General features: G+C 67.8%; 11 protein-coding genes. 4 read left to right on the top strand and 7 right to left on the bottom strand.

Annotated elements, in window-relative coordinates; translation table 11 throughout:
- Nucleotides 1-3: 3 nt before the first annotated feature.
- The 4 genes from KY501_RS46280 to KY501_RS46265 all read right to left on the bottom strand — a co-directional run bounded on the left by KY501_RS46280 (nucleotide 4) and on the right by KY501_RS46265 (nucleotide 5,111).
- The gene (locus tag KY501_RS46280) at nucleotides 4-2,226 is read right to left on the bottom strand and encodes a peptidase domain-containing ABC transporter (RefSeq protein WP_224371353.1); all 2,223 of its coding nucleotides are present in this window, start codon (nucleotides 2,224-2,226) and stop codon (nucleotides 4-6) included.
- Entirely contained in the window at nucleotides 2,213-3,160 is a 948-nt protein-coding gene (locus KY501_RS46275; protein ID WP_224371351.1) for an efflux RND transporter periplasmic adaptor subunit, read from the bottom strand. Before KY501_RS46275 ends, KY501_RS46280 begins: the two co-directional genes overlap by 14 nt.
- A gap of 57 nt (nucleotides 3,161-3,217) precedes the next feature.
- Complete coding sequence (locus tag KY501_RS46270) at nucleotides 3,218-4,183, bottom strand: efflux RND transporter periplasmic adaptor subunit (RefSeq protein WP_224371349.1); 966 nt, start codon at nucleotides 4,181-4,183, stop codon at nucleotides 3,218-3,220.
- Nucleotides 4,184-4,586: 403 nt separating this feature from the next.
- A complete protein-coding gene (locus KY501_RS46265) occupies nucleotides 4,587-5,111 on the bottom strand; it encodes a hypothetical protein (protein ID WP_224371347.1) in 525 nt (174 codons plus the stop codon).
- Between the two features lie 152 nt (nucleotides 5,112-5,263).
- On the opposite strand from KY501_RS46265, the gene KY501_RS46260 reads away from it, so the two are divergent.
- Together KY501_RS46260 and KY501_RS46255 are read left to right on the top strand one after the other, a co-directional pair.
- A complete protein-coding gene (locus tag KY501_RS46260) occupies nucleotides 5,264-8,443 on the top strand; it encodes a serine/threonine-protein kinase (protein WP_224371345.1) in 3,180 nt (1,059 codons plus the stop codon).
- Nucleotides 8,444-8,800: 357 nt separating this feature from the next.
- Nucleotides 8,801-9,409 (top strand): hypothetical protein, encoded by a 609-nt coding sequence (locus KY501_RS46255; RefSeq protein ID WP_224371343.1) that lies wholly within the window; start codon nucleotides 8,801-8,803, stop codon nucleotides 9,407-9,409.
- Here the strand turns inward: KY501_RS46255 and KY501_RS46250 are convergent.
- Genes KY501_RS46250 through KY501_RS46240 form a run of 3 tightly spaced genes read right to left on the bottom strand, consistent with a single transcriptional unit; the run spans nucleotide 9,403 to nucleotide 12,885 of the window.
- Complete coding sequence (locus KY501_RS46250) at nucleotides 9,403-10,767, bottom strand: Dyp-type peroxidase (protein WP_224371341.1); 1,365 nt, start codon at nucleotides 10,765-10,767, stop codon at nucleotides 9,403-9,405. The genes KY501_RS46255 and KY501_RS46250 overlap by 7 nt on opposite strands.
- Nucleotides 10,688-12,421 carry a hypothetical protein gene (locus tag KY501_RS46245; RefSeq protein WP_224371339.1) on the bottom strand — a complete coding sequence of 578 codons (1,734 nt, stop codon included), beginning with the start codon at nucleotides 12,419-12,421 and terminating at the stop codon, nucleotides 10,688-10,690. Before KY501_RS46245 ends, KY501_RS46250 begins: the two co-directional genes overlap by 80 nt.
- Nucleotides 12,403-12,885 (bottom strand): response regulator, encoded by a 483-nt coding sequence (locus tag KY501_RS46240; RefSeq protein ID WP_224371337.1) that lies wholly within the window; start codon nucleotides 12,883-12,885, stop codon nucleotides 12,403-12,405. The genes KY501_RS46245 and KY501_RS46240 overlap by 19 nt, the downstream gene beginning before the upstream one ends.
- A 282-nt stretch (nucleotides 12,886-13,167) precedes the next feature.
- Here KY501_RS46240 and KY501_RS46235 point away from each other — a divergent pair, with 282 nt between their 5' ends.
- Both KY501_RS46235 and KY501_RS46230 read left to right on the top strand, forming a co-directional pair.
- Nucleotides 13,168-17,232 (top strand): protein kinase domain-containing protein, encoded by a 4,065-nt coding sequence (locus tag KY501_RS46235; protein ID WP_224371335.1) that lies wholly within the window; start codon nucleotides 13,168-13,170, stop codon nucleotides 17,230-17,232.
- 61 nt (nucleotides 17,233-17,293) lie between these two features.
- Nucleotides 17,294-17,950: an RNA polymerase sigma factor gene (locus KY501_RS46230; protein ID WP_224371333.1), complete on the top strand. Its 657-nt coding sequence runs from the start codon at nucleotides 17,294-17,296 to the stop codon at nucleotides 17,948-17,950.
- Nucleotides 17,951-18,023: the final 73 nt, after the last annotated feature.

The following is an 18,023-nucleotide window of genomic DNA, read 5'->3' as shown; positions in this document are numbered from 1 at the left end:
ACTTCACTCCAGGCGCCCCGTCTTGTCGATCTGCGCTCGAACGAGGTCGGCGTAGACACCGCGACGCAGGAGCAATTCCTCGTGGCGCCCCGCCTCCACGAGTTGGCCTCCGTCCATCACGAGGATGAGGTCCGCATCCACCACGGTGCTCAACCGGTGGGCGATGACGATGCGCGTGCAGCGCAGGGAGGCCAGCGCCTCCTGGACCCGGCTCTCGGTGATCGCGTCGAGCGCGCTGGTGGCCTCGTCGAGCAGCAGCACGGCCGGGCTGTGCACGAGCGCTCGGGCGAGGGCCAGCCGCTGCCGCTGCCCTCCGGAGAGCGAGGCGCCGCGATCCACCAGCGGCGTGTCGTAGCCCATGGGCATGGTCGTCACGTCCTCGTGGAGCCGCGCCAGCCGGGACGCCTCGATGACGGGCTCCATGGGGAGGGAGGGATCCCTCAGCGCGATGTTCGCGCGGATCGTGGTGCTGAAGAAGGCTGGCTCCTGGGGGACGACGCCCATCTGCCCGCGGACCGATTGCAGATCCAGATCTCCCAGATCCGAGCCGTCGTAGAGGACCCGGCCCGAGGTGGGCAGGTACAGGCCCAGCAGCAGGTTGGCCAGCGTGGTCTTCCCCGCACCCGAGCGGCCCACGATCGCCACGAACTGGCCCGGTTGGATCTGCACCGACACTTCCTTCACCACCAACGGGGAGGTGGGTGCGTAGCGGAACGAGACCCGCTCCAGCTCGATGCCGCCCTGGAGCCGGGCCTGCTGGCCGGGTTTTGCGGGGTCTCGCTCGGGCGGCGTGTCGAACACGTCGTCGATGCGCTCGATGTAGCTGCCCAGCAGTTGGAGCTGGCTGCCCGTGCTCACCAGGTTGGACAGCGGCACCAGCAGCGCGCCCGCCAGGGCATTCAGCCCCATCATGGTTCCCAGCGTCATCTGCCCGCTCAGCACCTGCAGCGCCCCGAAGCTCAGCAACACCAGCGGCGCCGCCACGCGCAGGCTCCCATTGAGTGCCTCCACCCAGGCGGACAGCCGGCCCCGCCGCAGCGACACGTTGAGCACGTTCACGAACAGTTCCGAGAACCGCTGCACCGCCTGGTGCTCCACGCCGAACGCCTTGAGCGTCTGGATGCCGGTGAGCATCTCCACCTGGTAGCTCTGGCTCTTGGCTTCGACTTCGAGGCTCTCCGAGAGCAGGGAGCGCTGGCGCTTCGTGGAGAGCACCAGGATCAGCACCTGCAGCAGCCCCAGTCCCAGGACGATCAGCGCGAGCAGCGGGCTCACCGCGAACATCAGCACCAGGTAGAGCACCACGAGCGCACCATCCAGCAGGCCCGAGAGCGCGCTGGAGGAGAGGATCTCCCGCACCGTCGCATTGCTGCTCATGCGCGCCAGCAGATCGCCCGCCGCACGCACCTGGAAGAAGGACCATGCTAGCCCCACCAGGTGCTCCACGAAGCTCAGCGTCATGTTCGAGTCCAGCTTCGTGCGCAATTCCAGCAGCAGGTGGCCTCGGATGAGCGTCGACAGCAGCTGGAAGCCTGTCAGCGCAATCAGCCCCGCGGCCACCACGCTCAGCAGGTGCACATCTCCTCTTGGGACGACACGATCCACGATCAACCCCGTGAGGATGGGGATGGCCAACGCGAAGAGCTGGAGCACCAGCGAGATCACCAGCACCCGCGTCAGGGTGTGGGACTCGCGCAGTACCTGGAGCGCGTAGCGCGAGGCGTTCCTCGGGCGCGCCTTGCCCGTCTCGAAGTGCTCTCCTGGCTCCAACAGCAGGGCCACGCCCGTGAACGACTGGCGGAAGCGCTCCATGGGGATGCGCCGTCGGCCCTGGCCCGGATCCACCAGGTAGACGCAATCCCGCCCCAGCCGTTCGAAGACCACGAAGTGCGAGAACTGCCAGTGCAGGATCGTTCCTGGCGCGAGGTACTGCAGCGCGTCCTCGTCGATCGACACGCCTCGCCCCCGCAGCCCGAAGGTGCGCGCCGTGCGCAGGATGTCCAGCGCCGACACGCCGTCTCGCGCCACACCCATCGCCTGCCGCACCTCCTCGAGCCGCACGGGCCGGCCGTGGAAGCCCAGGACCATGGCGATGCATGCCGCGCCACACTCCGTCTCCGACAACTGGCGGACGAGCGGAATCCTGCCTCGCGCTCTGGCATGGAGGTTACGCAGGGCTGGGAAGCGCTCCACCAACCCCTGTCCTTTCTCTTCAGCGGTCCTCATGTCCCATGGCTCCCTTCAGGCCTGGCACCAGGGCCACGAGGATGCGCTCCTCGCGCACCCGCGCATCCGCTCGCGCCAGCATCCCGTCGAAGTAGTTGAAGGTCCGGCCCTTGCTCTTGAAGGTGGAGGAGGGGAGCCGCGCCCTCACGAGCACCATCGGTCCGTTGAGCTCCAGCGCGTCCGCGATCTCCGGCCCCAGGAAGCGGCGGACCTCTCCCGGTCCGACGATCTGGTCTCCCACCGACTCGATCGTGAAGGCGTGGTACTCGTGCGGGAAGCCGTTCAGCTCCACGCGCAGCGGGCGTCCGGGCGCCAGCGTCGGCCGGTAGCCACCCGGCAGCAGCGCCACCATCGACACCGTGACGTTGTCTCCCATCACGGAGACGACGCTCTCGCCCGGGGTTACGTACTGGCCTGGGCGGATGCGCAGATCGCTGATCACTCCCGATTGAGGGGCTCTCAGCGTTCGAGCCTGCTGCCGGGAAGCGGCCAGCTCGCGCTCGGCGCGCAGTGAGGTCAGCGTCTGCCGGGCGCTCTCATCCGAGGGATCCCTCAGGACGCGGATGAGCTGGAGATCGAACTCGTGCTGGGTGCGCTCCAGCGAGGCGGTCTCCTCCTGGGAGCGGAAGGTGACCAGCGCCTGGCCCTGCTCCACGCGCTGCCCGGGGCGGACCTCCACGGATGACACGACGCCTGGCTGATCCACCGTCAGGTGGCTCTGGCCCTCCACCTTCACGATGGCAGGGCCCGTCGCATACTCGGGCAGCGTGCCGAGCAGCGAGTACACCAACGCCGACAGCAGCAGCCCCAGCAGCGTCCAGTACGTCCACCGGGTCCACGAGGGCGAGATGCGGAGGACATCTCCTTCCTGCTGCGCTCCCTCGTGGTGGCGCAGGGCTTCCTCTCGGAAGATCTTCGAGCGAACGGCTTCCATGTCGGGTGCTCCTGGCCGGGGACGTGCCGAGGCACGGGCTCCGGCTGGCATGAGGACCTACGGCCCGCTCCGCGTCGGGGTGGGGCCGCTGGACTCGAGCTGCACGACGCTCCCTTGCGCCGGGCCCGGCCGGACGTGCGCCACCATGCCGGTGGCCACCGTGTCCGGTGGCGGCGAGTCGAAGGTGGCGACGGCGAACACCAGGCGGGCCGCCGCGTCCACCTCGGGAGCAATGCTCTCCACGTGCCCCGCGAGCGTCTGCGCGGGCTGATCGATGAACAGCCTCAACGGTGAGCCGGGCTCCAACTGGCGGGCCTGATCCTCGGGGACGGCGAAGCGGACCTTCCGGCCTCCCGTGCTCAAAACCCGGAGGATGGGCTGGCCCGCGGAGACACGAGTCCCCGGACTCACCGGCCGCGTGGCCACGACGCCATCAAAGGGCGCTAGGAGTTCCGCCTCGCCCACGTTCTGCTCCAGCTCCACGACGTGGGCCTGCTGCTCCTGGCTCCGAGCCCGTGCCGCCTCCAGCCGCGCGAGGGCCGTGCTCTCCTGGTAGCGAATGGTGGCCAGCTCTTCCTGCGAATAGACGCCCAGCTCCAGTGAGCGCGGGGTGAAGTAGCGGCCCTTCTTCTCCCGAGCCTCGGCGAGCGCAAGCCCTGCGGCCTGCTCCTCGGCCCGCGAGGCCTGCAGCGTGGCTTTCGCGACCGCCAGATCCTGCTCCAGTGGACGCACGTCGAGCCTCGCCAGGACTTCTCCCTTGCGGACGCGATCGCCGACGTCGACGAGCACCTGCTCCATGCGGCCTTCGAACTTCGAGCTCAGGTCGACCGAATCATGGGGAATGACGACGCCCAGGAACGGAGCGGGAGAACCCGTGCGAGGAGCTCCACCGTCCGACGCCGGGACGGGCGATGGAGTCTCCTCGCTCCGGGCCCCTGCGGAAGCAGCGGGCGCCGACACAGCGAGCCCGCTCACGCAGAAGACCATCAGCGCCAGCCACCGTCTCCATCCCCATCGCTCCATCCGGCGCTCTCCCCTGGAAAGTTCAAGGGGAAGGAGCGCGCTCAAGTGGGTTGTGACGGACGTGCGTCCTGCCTCGTTCGAGTGGGGAGCCTGGCGGGCAGGCGGTTGGCGGGCCAGGCGCCATTGTTCGCGCGGAGCAGTTTCAGTGCTGCGCATTCAGCTCCATTCATCTCCCAGGAAGGCAGTCTCACCATGAGTGACATCGCGCCTCCGGCGAGAACACCCTCGCCGCGTTCGAGGACATGGGCCGGACCCTGGAGGACGTGAAGACGATCTACGGCATCTGGATACGATCGACTCCGCCGAGGCCTATCGCGCCTTCCGAGGTCGGGACGCAGGCATCGGCGCGTTGATGCGCAAGCGCGGCTTCCCTGTACCCCGCGGCTCGTGACGCGCGAGGCGTTCAGCTCCACATGCTCCGCGCGGCCTCGTCCAGCGCGCGGGCCAGTTCCAGGGCGGGGGCGATGAACGCCTCCATCTCCTCCGTAGTGTGGAGTGAGCCGAACTGCTCGGCATGGATGAAGCTGTCCTCGATGTAGAAGTCCCTGTAGGCGTTCGACACCCGCTCGAAGCACTGCTGGACTCGAGGTTGTTTCAGCAGTGCCTCCATCTTGGGAGTGGTGCTCTGCTGCCGCACGGAGCCGTCCAGGAACCCACCGCGCTTCAACTTGACCGCTGGGGGAATGGCGGGGAGCAGCATGTGCAGAGCGGCTGTGGGGACGACGCTCTTTCCCACCCTGCGCCCATGGAGGTCCACCGCCAGCGAGTAGCCACTGTAGGTGCCCTGGATGAAGTGTCCTTGAGCGTTCAGATTGTGACGATGGGCAAAATCGGCCCAGGCCGTGGCGGATTCCTCGAGCTTGTACTTGTTCGTGAAGAGCGCCGCGATCCTCACGCCGATCAGGAGGATGAGAAGAAGGGTTCCCACGGCTGTCATGCAGTGGATTCTGCCTGGGGAGGTCGGGTGGTCGCCAGGAATTCGCCCGGGTCTGGGGCTGCAGCAGGAACACGGCGTCTCGGTGTAACTTTCTCCTCACGGGTGCGGTGCTGGTCGCACCCGGTGGTTCCGGGGGGAGCCTCATGTCCCAGGACGATGGCCAGGGCAGTTCTACGCTCGTCGAGACACTCCTGGGCAGGGGCAGCGATTCGACACCTCCTCCGCGCAGGAAGGTCCCCGCCTCATTGGCCGAGCGGTACGAGGACATCCAACTCGTCGGTGAAGGTGCCGTGGGAGTCGTGTTCCGCGCGGTGGATCCGCGGCTGGGCCGCACCGTCGCGCTGAAGCTCTTGAAGGGAGACAATCCGGCGCTCGGGCGGCGGTTCATCACCGAGGCTCGCGCCCAGGCCAGCGTCCAACACGAGCACGTGTGCCGCGTGTACGAGGCCGGCCAGGCCGACGGCGAGCCGTACATCGTCATGCAGTTCATCGAGGGCAGGCCGCTGTCACGGCTCCGGGGCGAGATGACGCTCGAGCAGCAGGTGAAGCTGCTCATGGAGGTCTCCGCCGCGGTGCACGAGGCGCACCGGCTGGGGATGATCCATCGGGACATCAAGCCCGGGAACATCCTGGTCGAGCAGCGCGAGGACGGAGGTTGGAAGCCCTATGTCATGGACTTCGGTCTGGTGCGCCAGGTCGAGGACCATGGCCAGACGCAGACGGGAGAAGTCGTCGGGACACCCGCGTATATGTCTCCCGAGCAGGCCCTGGGGGAGGTCCGGGGACTGGATCGCCGCACGGACATCTATTCGCTGGGAGCCACGCTCTACGACGTGATCGCCGGGCGGCCTCCCTTCGTCTCGGATCATCCGTGGAAGCTGCTCGCGATGGTGACGCTCGAGGAGGCTCCACCGCTCGGTCAGGTGAAGCCGGGGATTCCCAAGGACATCGAGACGATCGCGATGAAGTGCCTGGAGCACGAGCCTGCGCGCCGCTACGACTCGGCGTGGGCGCTCGCGGACGATCTGCGGCGCGTGCTGGATGGAGAGCTGATCCAGGCCCAGCGTGCCTCGTGGCACCAGGTCCTCTGGAAGAAGGCGCGCAAGAACAAGCTGCTCACGGGGCTTGTGGGGGCGGTGGTGTTGGGCGCGCTTGGGCTGGGGAGCGTGTGGATTGGAGCGCAGCGGCACGCGGCGGAGCAGGCCCGGCTGGCGCGGGAATTGGGCGAGAGCGTGAAGGAGATGGAGCTGTTCCTGCGCGCGGCGTACGGGCTCCCCCTGCATGACGTGGAGCGGGAGCGGGACGTGGTGCGCACCCGGCTCGGAGAGATCGCTCAGCGGATGGACGTGGCGGGCTGGGCCGGGCAGGGGCCAGGGCACTACGCGCTGGGACTGGGGCAGCTCGCTCTCGGCAATCCCGAGCGGGCCCGGGAGCAGTTGGAGCAGGCGTTGGCGGCGGGGTACTCCTCGGCGGATCTCGAGTACGCGCTGGGCCGGGCGTTGGGTGAACTCCTGCGGCGCGCGCTGGAGGATGCCCGCCGTATCTCCAACCTGGAGGAGCGCCAGCGGCGGATGGCTCGGCTGGACCGGGAGATTCGTGAGCCAGCGCTCGCTCATCTGCGAGCCGCCATGGGGGCGCGGATCGAGGTGCCGGAGTACGCGCAGGGCTTGATCGCGCTGTACGAGGGAAAGAACGCGGAGGCGGTCGCCCGTGCGAGGGCGGCGTTCGACAAGGCGCCGTGGATGTATGAGACCAAGAAGCTCGAAGCGGATGCGCTGTACGCGGAAGGCAGCAAGTACCGGCATGACGCGGCGTTCGACTACGAGAAGATGAAGGGCTACTTCGATCGGGCGGCGGAGGCGTACCGGGTCGCCGCGGAGATCGGCAGGAGCGATCCGGACGTGCATCGGGCCGAGTGCGAGCTCTGGGAGAAGATGGGATGGGCCGCCGCCTCGCAGGGTCTTCCTCCTGGCCCTCCGTTCGAGGTGGCCAGGGCCGCGTGTGATCGTGCGGTGCACTCGAGCTCGAAGGATGGCAGGGCCCTGGTGCAGCGCGCGCTCGTGCTCCTGGCGCGGATCCATGTCGTGCAGGAGGATCCCTCGGAGGAGGCGATCCCGGCCGTGGACGAGGCGCTCGCGGCGGCGGAGACCAGCGCGCGGGCGCGCCCCCAGGATGTGATGGCGCACTACGCGGTGGCCCTGGCCCTCTATCTTCGCGCGCGGACTCTCTACGATCTTGGCAGGGATGCGTCCATGCAGCCCTCCATTGAGGGATATCAGCGAGTCCTCGCGATGGATCCCGATTTCACCTGGGCAGTGAACGAACTGGGGGACGTCTACCTCCAGGAGGCCAAGGAGCGGCTGATACGGGGAGGAGAAGCAGGGCCGCTGCTGGAGAGCGCGATCCATCAGTACGATCGAGCCATGGAATTGGACTCCGGGTTCGTGCTGCCCGCGGGCGGCAGGCTGGAGGCGCTGACGGTGCAGGCGGAGTCGGAGCTGGCTCGGGGGCGGGATGCGCACGCGGTCGTCCAGGCGCTGGCTGCCGCCGTGGCCCTGTTCGAGCGGACGAACTCCAGCGCCTGGATCGTCGCCTTCTGGAAGGCGCGCTCGCTGCGGCTCCAGGGCCAGCGGGAGTTCCTTCTCGGCCACGATCCACGGGACGCGCTCCAGCAGGCGGTTGCCACGATCCATGCCGTCGCGGGAGAGGCTCCAAAGGATTCGTGGCTCCTCAGGGAACTGGTCCTGAGCCATCTGTTCGCGGCCGAGTACGCGGGGCGTCAGGGATTGGATCCAGTTCCGGCTCTGCAGAGGGCCCGAACTGCCGTGAAGCAAGCTGTGGGGCAGGGAGCGTCGATGAGTTCATCTCTGGCACTGCTCGCCGCGAGTGTTGAACTCACGGACATTCGCGTGGCGAAGCGGAGCGCGGACGCTCGCGAAGAATCCTTCCAGGCCGCCTTCGGTGACCTGCGGGTTGTGCTCGCGCAATCGATGAGCGACTCCGTGCCCTATCAGATCGCCGCCGAGCTCCACGCCGCGCGCGCCGCATGGCTGAGGCAGCAGGGTCGCAGTCCAGAGGAAGACATTCGCAAGGGGCTCGTCCGGGTCGACGAGGCACTCTCGAAGAACCCTCGCAACGCCAGGGCCTTGATCGCCAGGGGGCGCCTCCTGCTGGAGCAGGCGCACGCGGCTCACACGCAGCCAATGCGCATCGAGGATGGACAACTCGCCCAGAAAGCCTTCGAGGCGGCACTTCGAGAAAACCTCTTCCTGGCACCAGAGGCTCTGGCATTGCTGGGAGAGGCTCGGGACCTTGTTCGCTAATCCCCACTCCTCATCGACTTCGAGGCGAAGCCAAAACACGCGCGAAGCTTCAACATGTCGGCGATGTCTGGAAAGGCATGATCTTCGTGCCTGACGGAGTCGGGGGTGCTTGTGTTGATCTTTTACGTGCGTTTTGTGTTGGTTGCTTCGCTCGGGGTTACCCTCGCGGGTTGCGGAGTGGAGGAGGGAGACGTCGATCCTTCCACTCCCCTGGAGACACACGACCAGACGCTCGCTGGCGGTCGCCCACCTCCCAATGGGGCGAACGGAACCCGTCCCTCTTGTTTCTGGGCGCCAGGCACCCAGCAGGCCCTGAGGTCGCTGGGGAGTAGCGCTCTCGATCACGGCGGAGGGTTCTTGCCGAACATTCCCCTCGATCAGGTGTCCAGCAATTGCCGAGAGGTTCTTCGCTCCGCCATCGAGTGCGCCCTGACCCGAGAGCAATCCGTGACGGATCCCGTGACGGGAGAGGTCTACACAGGCTGGTGGGGACTCGCTCCCTCGTGGCGCGGGAACACCCTGGATGTGCCAGGGCGGCGGTTCGTCACCGGGTGCATGGTTCAGCGGCTGAACTATTACGGGGCGTCCGTCCCCATCCTCCTGGAAGGCAGCCATCCCGCCATTGCGAGGAACCAGACCTTTGGCCCGCAGTACCCCATCACCGAGTCGACCGTCTTTGGCGATCTGTTCTCGTCGACTACCCCGTTGCTGGGGATCCTGCCTGCGTTCAACCTGTTCGTCTGCTGGGAGGGATTGCTGCCTCAGTCGTGTGGCCTGCTCGGACTGCCCCTGCTCTTCGAGAAGCGCATCTGTGACGACCTGCCACTGTGCGGGCTCATGCCGGTGGGGCCGTGCGCGCTGTCGTGCGTGCCGAATGACTCGTATTGGAGCTGCAGGCCGAACCTGTTCGCCGCACCGTGGCCGGAGACGGTGCGGGTGAAGCTGGAGACGAGCTCCTGTCAGTAGGGGAGGCGTGCCAGGAAGTCCAGGGCGCGGATGCTCGGGAGGAAGAAGTAGCCGCCTCCCTTCATCGTGACGAAGCGCTCGATCCCCTCGACGCACCGGCGGAGCGGCTGCCGTGGCAGGGTCAGCCGGCCCGCACCGTGCGTCATCAGCGGATCCCGCTCGTCATACCGGCCGCCGAACTTGCCGTTGTTCAGCCAGGTCTGCTGGAGGAACTCGAACTGCCGGGCAATGTTCGCGTTGACGGCGATGAAGAACATCCCCTTACCGCTTTCGTCCGAGTAGGTGATGCCCCGGCGCAGGATGCGGTGCCGGCGTGTCGCCTGCAGTGACATCTGCGCGTTGGGGGGCAGGGCATCCCGAGGGTTGGCACGCCGGACATGGGAGGCCACCGGGCAGCCGTAGCCGTCCTGATCCTTCTCGTTGAAGCCGAAGTTGTTGTCGTGCCCATTCCCTCGGCCGGAGGAGCGATGGGGTGGCACATCCTCTCCCGGGCGGAGGGGGGCGCCGTTCGGCCATCGCCCCATGAGCTTCGCCGCCAGCCACTGCTTCTTGTGCTCGTCGGTCTCGCCGACCGCCAGGCTCTTGTGCGCCTCGAGGAAGTGATGAAACCCGTCCACGTCCTGCTGGAGCTTGCGAACGACCAGGTAGCTCCCGTTGCGCCCCAACTCCTTCCAGTCAGGCCGGTGCTCCTGGGCCGCGAGCACTCCCTCTACGTCCAGGGCCGCGGGCGCGACAGGGGGATCTGGGACCTCCGCGTACTCGTTCTCGTAGCCCAGCAGGAACTCTCCCATCTTGATGGCACCGACCCCGTCCGGAGCTTCGTGCTTCGCCTCCCGGAAGCCCTCGATCCGCGGCTGGGAGATCCCGTCGCGGAAGCCGAAGTGCTCCACGACGCCGCCTTTGTCATCCCGGATGCGAGCGGTTCGCTGGAAGGCCAGCTCGCGCAGGCCGCCCTCCGCGAGCCGGGAGCGCTGCGCGTCGGCCAACGAGGACACCTCCGCCTCCGTGGTCCCGTACAGCATCAGCAGCAGATGAATCTCGTCCTGGGAGGCAGGGCCCGAGGTGCCTCCGAACTCCCACCGCTCAGGAGCGTTCTCGTCCGAATCGCCCAGGATGTCCGCGCGTGAGGACATGCCCTCGCGGAACTCCGTGGGGAAGGTCTCCAGGGCCTCCGCGGGGAGCCCCAACGCCTTCAGGCCCTCGGAGGTCAGCGCGAGGTTCAGGCTCGTCTTCCACCGAGAGAGCTGCTCGGAGGACTTGTCCGCCGCCGTCGTCACTTCAGGGAGTGTCTCCCGCAGCCACGTCCGGGCTCGGCTGGGGTCCTCGATCTTCAGCAGCAGGAAGCAGGCGGCGTCCATGGCCTTGTAGCCATGAAGCACGAGCCCCTGGATGTCTTCCTGGGGCCGCCGCGGCTCGGGACGCGGGCGTCGCCGGAGGAAGGGCGGCAGCAGCCGCTGGGCGCGTTGGCGTACGGAGTCTCGTGATGGCTCGTTTCGCAACATGGTCCCTCCACTGTGTCAGGCGGCGGCCCGGCTCTCGCGGGGCGCGTCGCGTCAGGATGTAGCTCAGCCATTCCCGAGCCCTCATCAGCTCGGGCCCGGGCGAGAAGACGCCTCGGGACAGGAAGGAGCGCAGTGTCTCCTCGGGCTCGGGTGCGGAGAGGCTGTCGCGTGCGAGCAGTCCTCTCAGCTGGAGCACGTGGTGGAGATCGTTGATCGCGGGCTCCACGCGTCCCTCGGGCCTGTGGAAGTGGGCGCTGTACCAGACGCGGGTCGGCACCTGCTTCTGGTGGATCCAGGCCTTGAAGGGCTCGAGGAAGGGCCGGCCCTTCGCGCGAGCGGGAAAGTCCTCCGTGTCCTTCCAGATGCTCACCAGGAAGCTCCTCACCTCCGCGTCGTCGATGAACGAGTCGATGTACGACTCCCAGCTCCCGTCGTAATTGGTGAAGAACAACAGCCGGCGCGTCCTGGGCCGGAAGAGGGCGCCCTTGCCTCGGCGCTTCGTCTTCAGGATCACCCATCGCGCGCAGTGGATGACACGGATGTGGCTCAGGCCGGCCACGTAGCGCCGCAGCCGCAGGTTCACGCTCCGCAGCGTCATCCACAGCGCGATCCGGTTGCCCACGCCGGGCTCCAGCATGGCCACGTGGATCATCGGGTTCTGCACCTGCCCCTGGGGCTCTCGCACGTACCGGGGCATGGCCGCGGCCCGTCGAGCCGCGGGGCCCTCCGCCGTGGAGGCTCGGCGTCTCAGCGCGCCGCGCACCTTCTTCTCCAGCCAGCCGATTCCCATGAAGAGGCCCACCGTGGGGACGGCCACAAGGTAGCGGAGGGCGGGATAGAGGAGGGTCGCTCGTGCGGCGCTGCGCCGCGCGTGATCCCAGCGCTGATGCCACTCCGGATCCGGTTGCACGGATCGGTCCTCCTGGATCCGCTCGTGGAGCTCGTGCTGCACGCGCTCGAGCCCGTCGGGGCCATCCCGGACCAGCTCCTCCAGTTGGTTGCTGGAGGTGTTCAGGTGGTGCTCGACCGCCTCGCTCAGGGCCAGCAGCCGGCGCATTCCCGTTGCCGTCTCCACCCGGTAGGCGAAGTCGACGTGCCGCGCCGTGAAGTGGACGGAGTGGGCCTGGAGGAACTCGCGCACCCGCGTTGGCTTGCGCAGCCCCTTGGCGGGGTAGCCCACGCAGGTCCGGTAGATCGCATCGAAGGCCTGGGCGCCGGGCTCGCGCCGGTGCTCGGCCAACGCATCCACGAAGCGCGTGAGGAACTCGTTCAGCCGCTTCCGGTAGCGCCCATCCTCCGTGCTGAAGTCCATTCCCAGCGCCAGGAGCCGCTCTCCATCCGGGCCCGGAGAGAGAATTCCCCAGCGCCCGAAGTAGAGCCCGTCCACCTGCTCGAAGGGATGCGGCTGCCCCTGGCGGATGCGCTGGTCGACCTCCTTCAGGAGCGACTCGAGCGCCTCCACCTTCGAGGGCCGGATCCTTGTCACGACCGTCAGTGTGCCGTGCAGCATGAAGCCTCACCTTCCCGATCGAACCTGCGCGCCCGGTTCGTTGTGTGCACGGGCGGGTGGGGGAGGGGAGGCGCGCGCGATCCCTCGAGCTCGTGAGATGCCACCTGCCGGTGGGTGTGAGTGCTGGAGAGCAACCGGCTCACCAGCCTCTCGAACTCATCCAGCGCGCAGCTCTTGGGGACGAACTGGACGCCCGGAGCATGCGGGTTGCCCGCGGAGCTGTGCAGGATGATGGGAATGTCTCGCAACTGCTCGTCCTCGTGCAGGGCGTGGCACAGCTCGAGTCCCGTCATGCGCGGCATGTTCCAGTCCGTGACCACCAGATCCGGTGAAGTCTCCCGGGCGATGGAGAGTGCCTCGCGCCCATCCCGGGCATTGAGGACGCGGTGGTCCATCAGCTCGAGCACCTCGGTGAAGAGGTCGAGCATTTCCTGTTCATCATCTACGAGGAGGATCGTGCTCATGGGGTTACCTGCTGAACTTCACGGCCTTTCTGTTTGGATCGAGTTCGTCTTCCGCTTGTGTGATGAGGTGCGGAGGCATCGAGTCTCAGGATGGGGAGGCCTCTGAGGGGAGGCCTGGCTGTCCTGGCGGGCGGCGCAGGGGGGAGCAGGCCGTCGCCTGCTCGCGCCTCCAAGCGGGCATATCGTCCTGCGGATCAGGTGCGTTGCTCCGCCCCAGCGCGGTTCTTACCCTGTGTCGAGGCGCTGCGCCGAGGGTCAAGGGAAGGACCAGAGGGCGGGGAGATGCGTCGAGGCGAGGAGCATCCAGACGAGCAGGCGCCCGGGTCCGAGGATCCGTGGGACGAGGCCGATGATGCGGACCTCGACGACTCACTCCTGCATCACGTGGCCCAGGTATCCGTGCCGCTGCGTGTGCCAGCGCGAGGCGAGCTCCTGGGAGGCGCGGATGGGCAGCGCTTCGAGATCCTGGAGCAGCTCGGCGGTGGCGCCATGGGCCAGGTGTTCCGGGCCCGGGACAAGGAGTTGCAGCGCGAGGTGGCCCTCAAGTTCTTCTTGCCTCGCGAGGGGCTCGTCGAACTGCCGATGAGCGCTCTGTTGCGGCAGGAGGCCAGGGCCATCGCGCAACTGGATCACGACAACATCATCCGCATCTTCGACGTGGCCGAGTGGGGTGGCTCGCCGTGGGAACCTCGGGTTCCTTTCCTGATCATGGAGTGTCTGGAGGGAGAGAGTCTCTCCGCGCTCATGAAGCGGGAGCAGCCCACGCTCCAGCGGGCCCTGGAGATCATGATCGGTGTGGCCTCGGGGCTGGCGCACGCCCACGAGCACCATGTCATCCACCGCGATCTCAAGCCCGGCAATGTCTTCCTCACCCAGAAGGGGCAGGTGAAGATCCTCGACTTCGGGCTGGCGTGGCTGACCGCCGCCATCTTCCCGTCCGTGTCGAACCTGCCAGTGGCTGGGACTCCGGCCTACATGGCTCCGGAGCAGTGGAAGGGCGAGGCACAGGACGAGCGCACGGATATCTGGGCGGCAGGCGTCCTGCTCTTCGAGCTGCTCACGGGTGAGCCGCCGTACATGGTGACGAGCCTGGCGGAGCTGCGTGATCGGATGCAGTCCGATGCTCTCATGCCTCGCGTGCGCGAGCGGCGCCCGGGAGTGCCCGAGGAGCTGGAGACGCTGGTGGCGTCCATGCTGCTCAAGGAGCCCGAGAAGCGACTCGCCAGCGCCGCGGAGCTCAGGGAGCGCCTGCGCCGCATCGAGGAGCGGCTCACGCCCTGGAGGGACGAGCCTCGGAGCCTGGCCCCCCAGCGCCGGCAGGTGACGTTGGTGGCGTGCTGGTTGGCCGACCTGACGGATCTCGCCGAGCACCTGGATGCGGAGGACTTCAGTGAGCTGGAGGGCGCCTTCCACCAGTGCTGCTCCGAGATCATCCAGCAACACGGAGGGTTCATCGCCACCTGCGTGGGGGACGAGGTGCTCGCCTGCTTTGGCTATCCCCAGGCCACCGAGGAGGACGCGGAGAAGGCGGCCCGGACGGGGCTCTCGCTGTCCGCGCACCTGAGCACGGCGATCCAGCAGAAGCTGCCGTACCTGCCGCGCCGCAAGCTCTCGGTGAAGGTGGGGTTGCATACAGGCACCGTCGTCCTGGACAACCTCCCCGTGGAGCTGAGCGGCCGCGCCTCCGCGTTGCAGGGCGAGGCCCCGAAGATCGCGCAATGGCTGGCACGCCAGGCTCCGCCCGACATGGTGTGCCTCAGTGACACGACCTGGCTGCTCGTACGCGGTGTCTTCCGGACCGAGCCGCTGGGCTCGCATTCCTTTCAGGGCGTGTCGGGCGTGACGAAGTTGGAGCTGCACCGCCTGGTCCGGGAGAAGCGGGCCGCGAGCCGCTTCGAGGGCACCCACGCGCAGGGTTCCCTCACTCCGCTGGTGGGCCGTGAGCCCGAGATGCGGCAATTGCTGGAGCATTGGGAGCACGCACGAGCAGGGCAAGGTGCGTTCGTGCTCCTCCGCGGGGAAGCGGGCATCGGCAAGTCGCGGCTGATCCAGGAACTGCGGCAGCGCATTCCCTCCGATAGCGCGATCCGGCTGCGGTGTCAGTGCTGGGTTCAGTTCAGCACCAGCGCCTTCGCCCCCGTCATCGAGCTGCTCCAGCACCTGCTGCGGCTCGATTCCGAGGGCAGCCCCCAGGTGAACCTCCGCAAGATGGAGGGGCGCATGCGGGCGGCGGGCGTGCCCGCGGAGCAGGTGTATCTGATCGCCAGCCTTCTCTCGCTGCCCGTGACCGAGGTGCCCCCGCACCTTCGATTCACTCCCGAGCGCCTGAAGGAGAAGACGCTCGAGACTCTCACCACGCTGCTGCTGCGGATGGTCGAGGAGCGCCCCGTCTTCGCCGTGGTGGAGGATCTGCATTGGGCCGATCCCTCGACCCTGGAGCTGCTCGGTCAGTTGCGGACCCGCCTCGAGAAGGCGCGGCTCTGTGTCTTCCTCACCGCGCGTCCGGCCTTCCAACCCTCGTGGCCGGAGACGGAGCAGTTCCACGTGCTCGCGATCGAGCGGCTGGCGCCGCGGCTCACCGCGGAGCTTGTCCGTCAGTCCTCCACCGGGCGGGAGCTGTCGGAGGACACCGTGGAGCAGCTCGTGGCGAAGACGGATGGCGTGCCGCTCTTCGTCGAGGAGATGACGCGCATGGTGGTGGAACGGGGCTCCACGGAGGCGTCCACCGCGGAGCAGCCCTCCATCCCCCTCACGCTGAGCGGACTGCTGCTGACCCGGTTGGACATGCTCCCACGCCGGCAGAAGGCGCTGGCCCAGCTCTGCGCCGTGGTAGGCCGCGGCTTCAGCCACGGCCTGCTCGTCACGCTCTCGGGCCGGAACGAGATGGCGCTCTCGCAGGATCTCTCCGGGCTGCTGCATGCCGGGCTGCTCCAGTCCGTGGACGATACGGGCGAACCCCGGTACCAGTTCCGCCACGCGCTGATCCAGGATGCGGCGTACCAGTCCCTGCTGCGGCGCACGCGGCGCGAGTACCACCGGCGCATCGCCCAGGTGCTGGCCTCCCAGTTCCCCGAGCTGGCGGAGGCCCAACCGGAGATGCTCGCCCATCACTACACCGAGGCGGGGGAGCTGGAGCCCGCGATTCGCTACTGGGCCAAGGCGGGAGAGCGCGCCAGCCGGCGCTCGGCGAACATGGAGGCCATCAGCCACCTGAACCAGGCACTGCGGCTGCTGCGCCGCCTGCCAGAGGCCGCTCGGAGCCCCGAGCAGGAGCTGCGGTTGCTGGTGGGGCTGGGACTACCGCTGATGCAGACGCGCAGTGTCCGTGCCTGCGAGGTGGAGCAGACCTACGCCCGTGCCCTGGAGTTGTTCCATCAAGTGGGCGATCAGTTGCCGGAGATGCGTGTCTCCACCTGGGGCTCGTTCGCCTACTACTTCATGCGGGCCCGGTTTCACGTGGCCCAGGAACTGGCTGAGCTGCTCGTGGACGTGGGCGAGCGCAGGCAGAGCGCGGAGCTGCTCTCGTTGGGCCACCGGATGATGGCCACCAACTTCTTCACGTGGGGGCAGATGCCCACCGCCCTGGTGCACCTGGAGCGGGCGCTGGAGTACTCGGAGTTCGAGCTCGAGAAGCACCGCGAGCTCGCGGTGGGCCAGTGGGTCAATCCTCGCGTGGCGGTGCTCGCCTACAGCTCCCTCGTCCACTCGGTCGTCGGCAACGAGTCGCGGGCCCGTGCCCATGGCTACGAGGCGGTGGAGCTGGCCGAGCGGATCGGCCACCACCACACGCTGGCGTTCGCGCTCAACTACACGGCCCTGGCCTGTCAGCTCCGCGGAGAGCTCGAGTGCGCCCAGGAGCGGGCCAGTCGGTGTCTGGCGATCTCCACCGAGCACCGCTTCCGCCTGTGGCTGGCCTGGTCCGTCTTCATCAAGAGCTGGGTGGTGTCCGAGCAGGGCTCTCCTCGCGAGGCGCTGGCGATGCTGCGCGCCAACCTGGCCCGGTGGCGCAATGCGGGGATCCGTGCCGGGATGCCACTGTTCCTGGGCATGCTCGCGGAGTACCACCTGAAGCTGGGGCACTACTCGCAAGGGCTCACGGCGGTGACCCATGGCCTGGCGTGGGCGGACACGCTGGGCGAGCACTCCTACGAGGTGGAGCTGCACCGCATCGAGGGAGAGCTGCTCCAGGCGCTGGGGCATGAGGCGGCGGCAACGGTGTCCTTCATGCACGCGCTCGACGTGGCCGAGGCGCAGGGCTCTCACGGTTTTGGCAGGAGGGTGGAGGCGAGGCTCGAGCGCCAGCTGCGAGGCTTGCAGGGCGACCGGCCGCTGTTCCGGCCTCACTAGGGGGAGGGAACGCTGGATGTCACAGGGGAGGGCTCGCAACTCAGCCAGCGGGAGACGAGCCATGGACAGACAGGGGACGATGATGGCGAACGATCGCGAGAAGTTGGAGCAGGAGATCCGCGAGCTCTGCGAGCGCGGGGACACGGCGGGGGCGGTGGAGCGCGCGCTGCAGGGCTACGGCATGGAGATCATGCGGTTGATGGCCTCGGTGCTCCACAACCCAGAGCTGGCCAAGGATGCCTTCAGCGTCTTCTGCGAGAGTCTCCTCAAGGGCCTGCCGACATTTCGCTGGGAGAGCTCCTTCCGGACGTGGGCCTATCGCCTGGCGCGCAACGCCTGCTACCAACTGGTGCACGCGCCCTCGGCGCGGGAGACCCCCGTCAGTGCCTCGGCCATTCCCGAGGCCCCGCTGCGTCACCGCTCCGACACCCGGCCCTGGCAGCGGACCTCCGTGAAGGAGCGCTTCCGTGCGCTGCGCGAGAGCCTCGAGCCCGATGAGCGGATGCTCCTGCTGCTGCGCGTGGATCAGCGGCTGGCGTGGACCGAGGTGGCCCGTGTCATGTGGGACTCGGATGAGGAGATGACCCAGGCCGCCGTCACGCGCAGGGCCACCGCACTCCGCCAACAGTTCCAGCGCATCAAGACCCACTTGCGGCAGATGGCCATCGAGCAGGGCCTCATCGAGGAGGATGGGCAGTCCGCCGAGCCCTTTCATTGAGCTGCCAACTGGTATGCCCGGCATACCAGTTCGTTCCAGGTCCGGCCGGCAGGGAAGTTCCCTCCTTGTCGGT

The sequence above is a fragment of the Hyalangium versicolor genome (assembly GCF_020103695.1).
GTDB classification, from domain to species: Bacteria; Myxococcota; Myxococcia; order Myxococcales; family Myxococcaceae; genus Hyalangium; species Hyalangium versicolor.
Note: the sequence above shows the minus strand (reverse complement) of the source record. Positions and strands in the feature narration are given on the sequence as shown.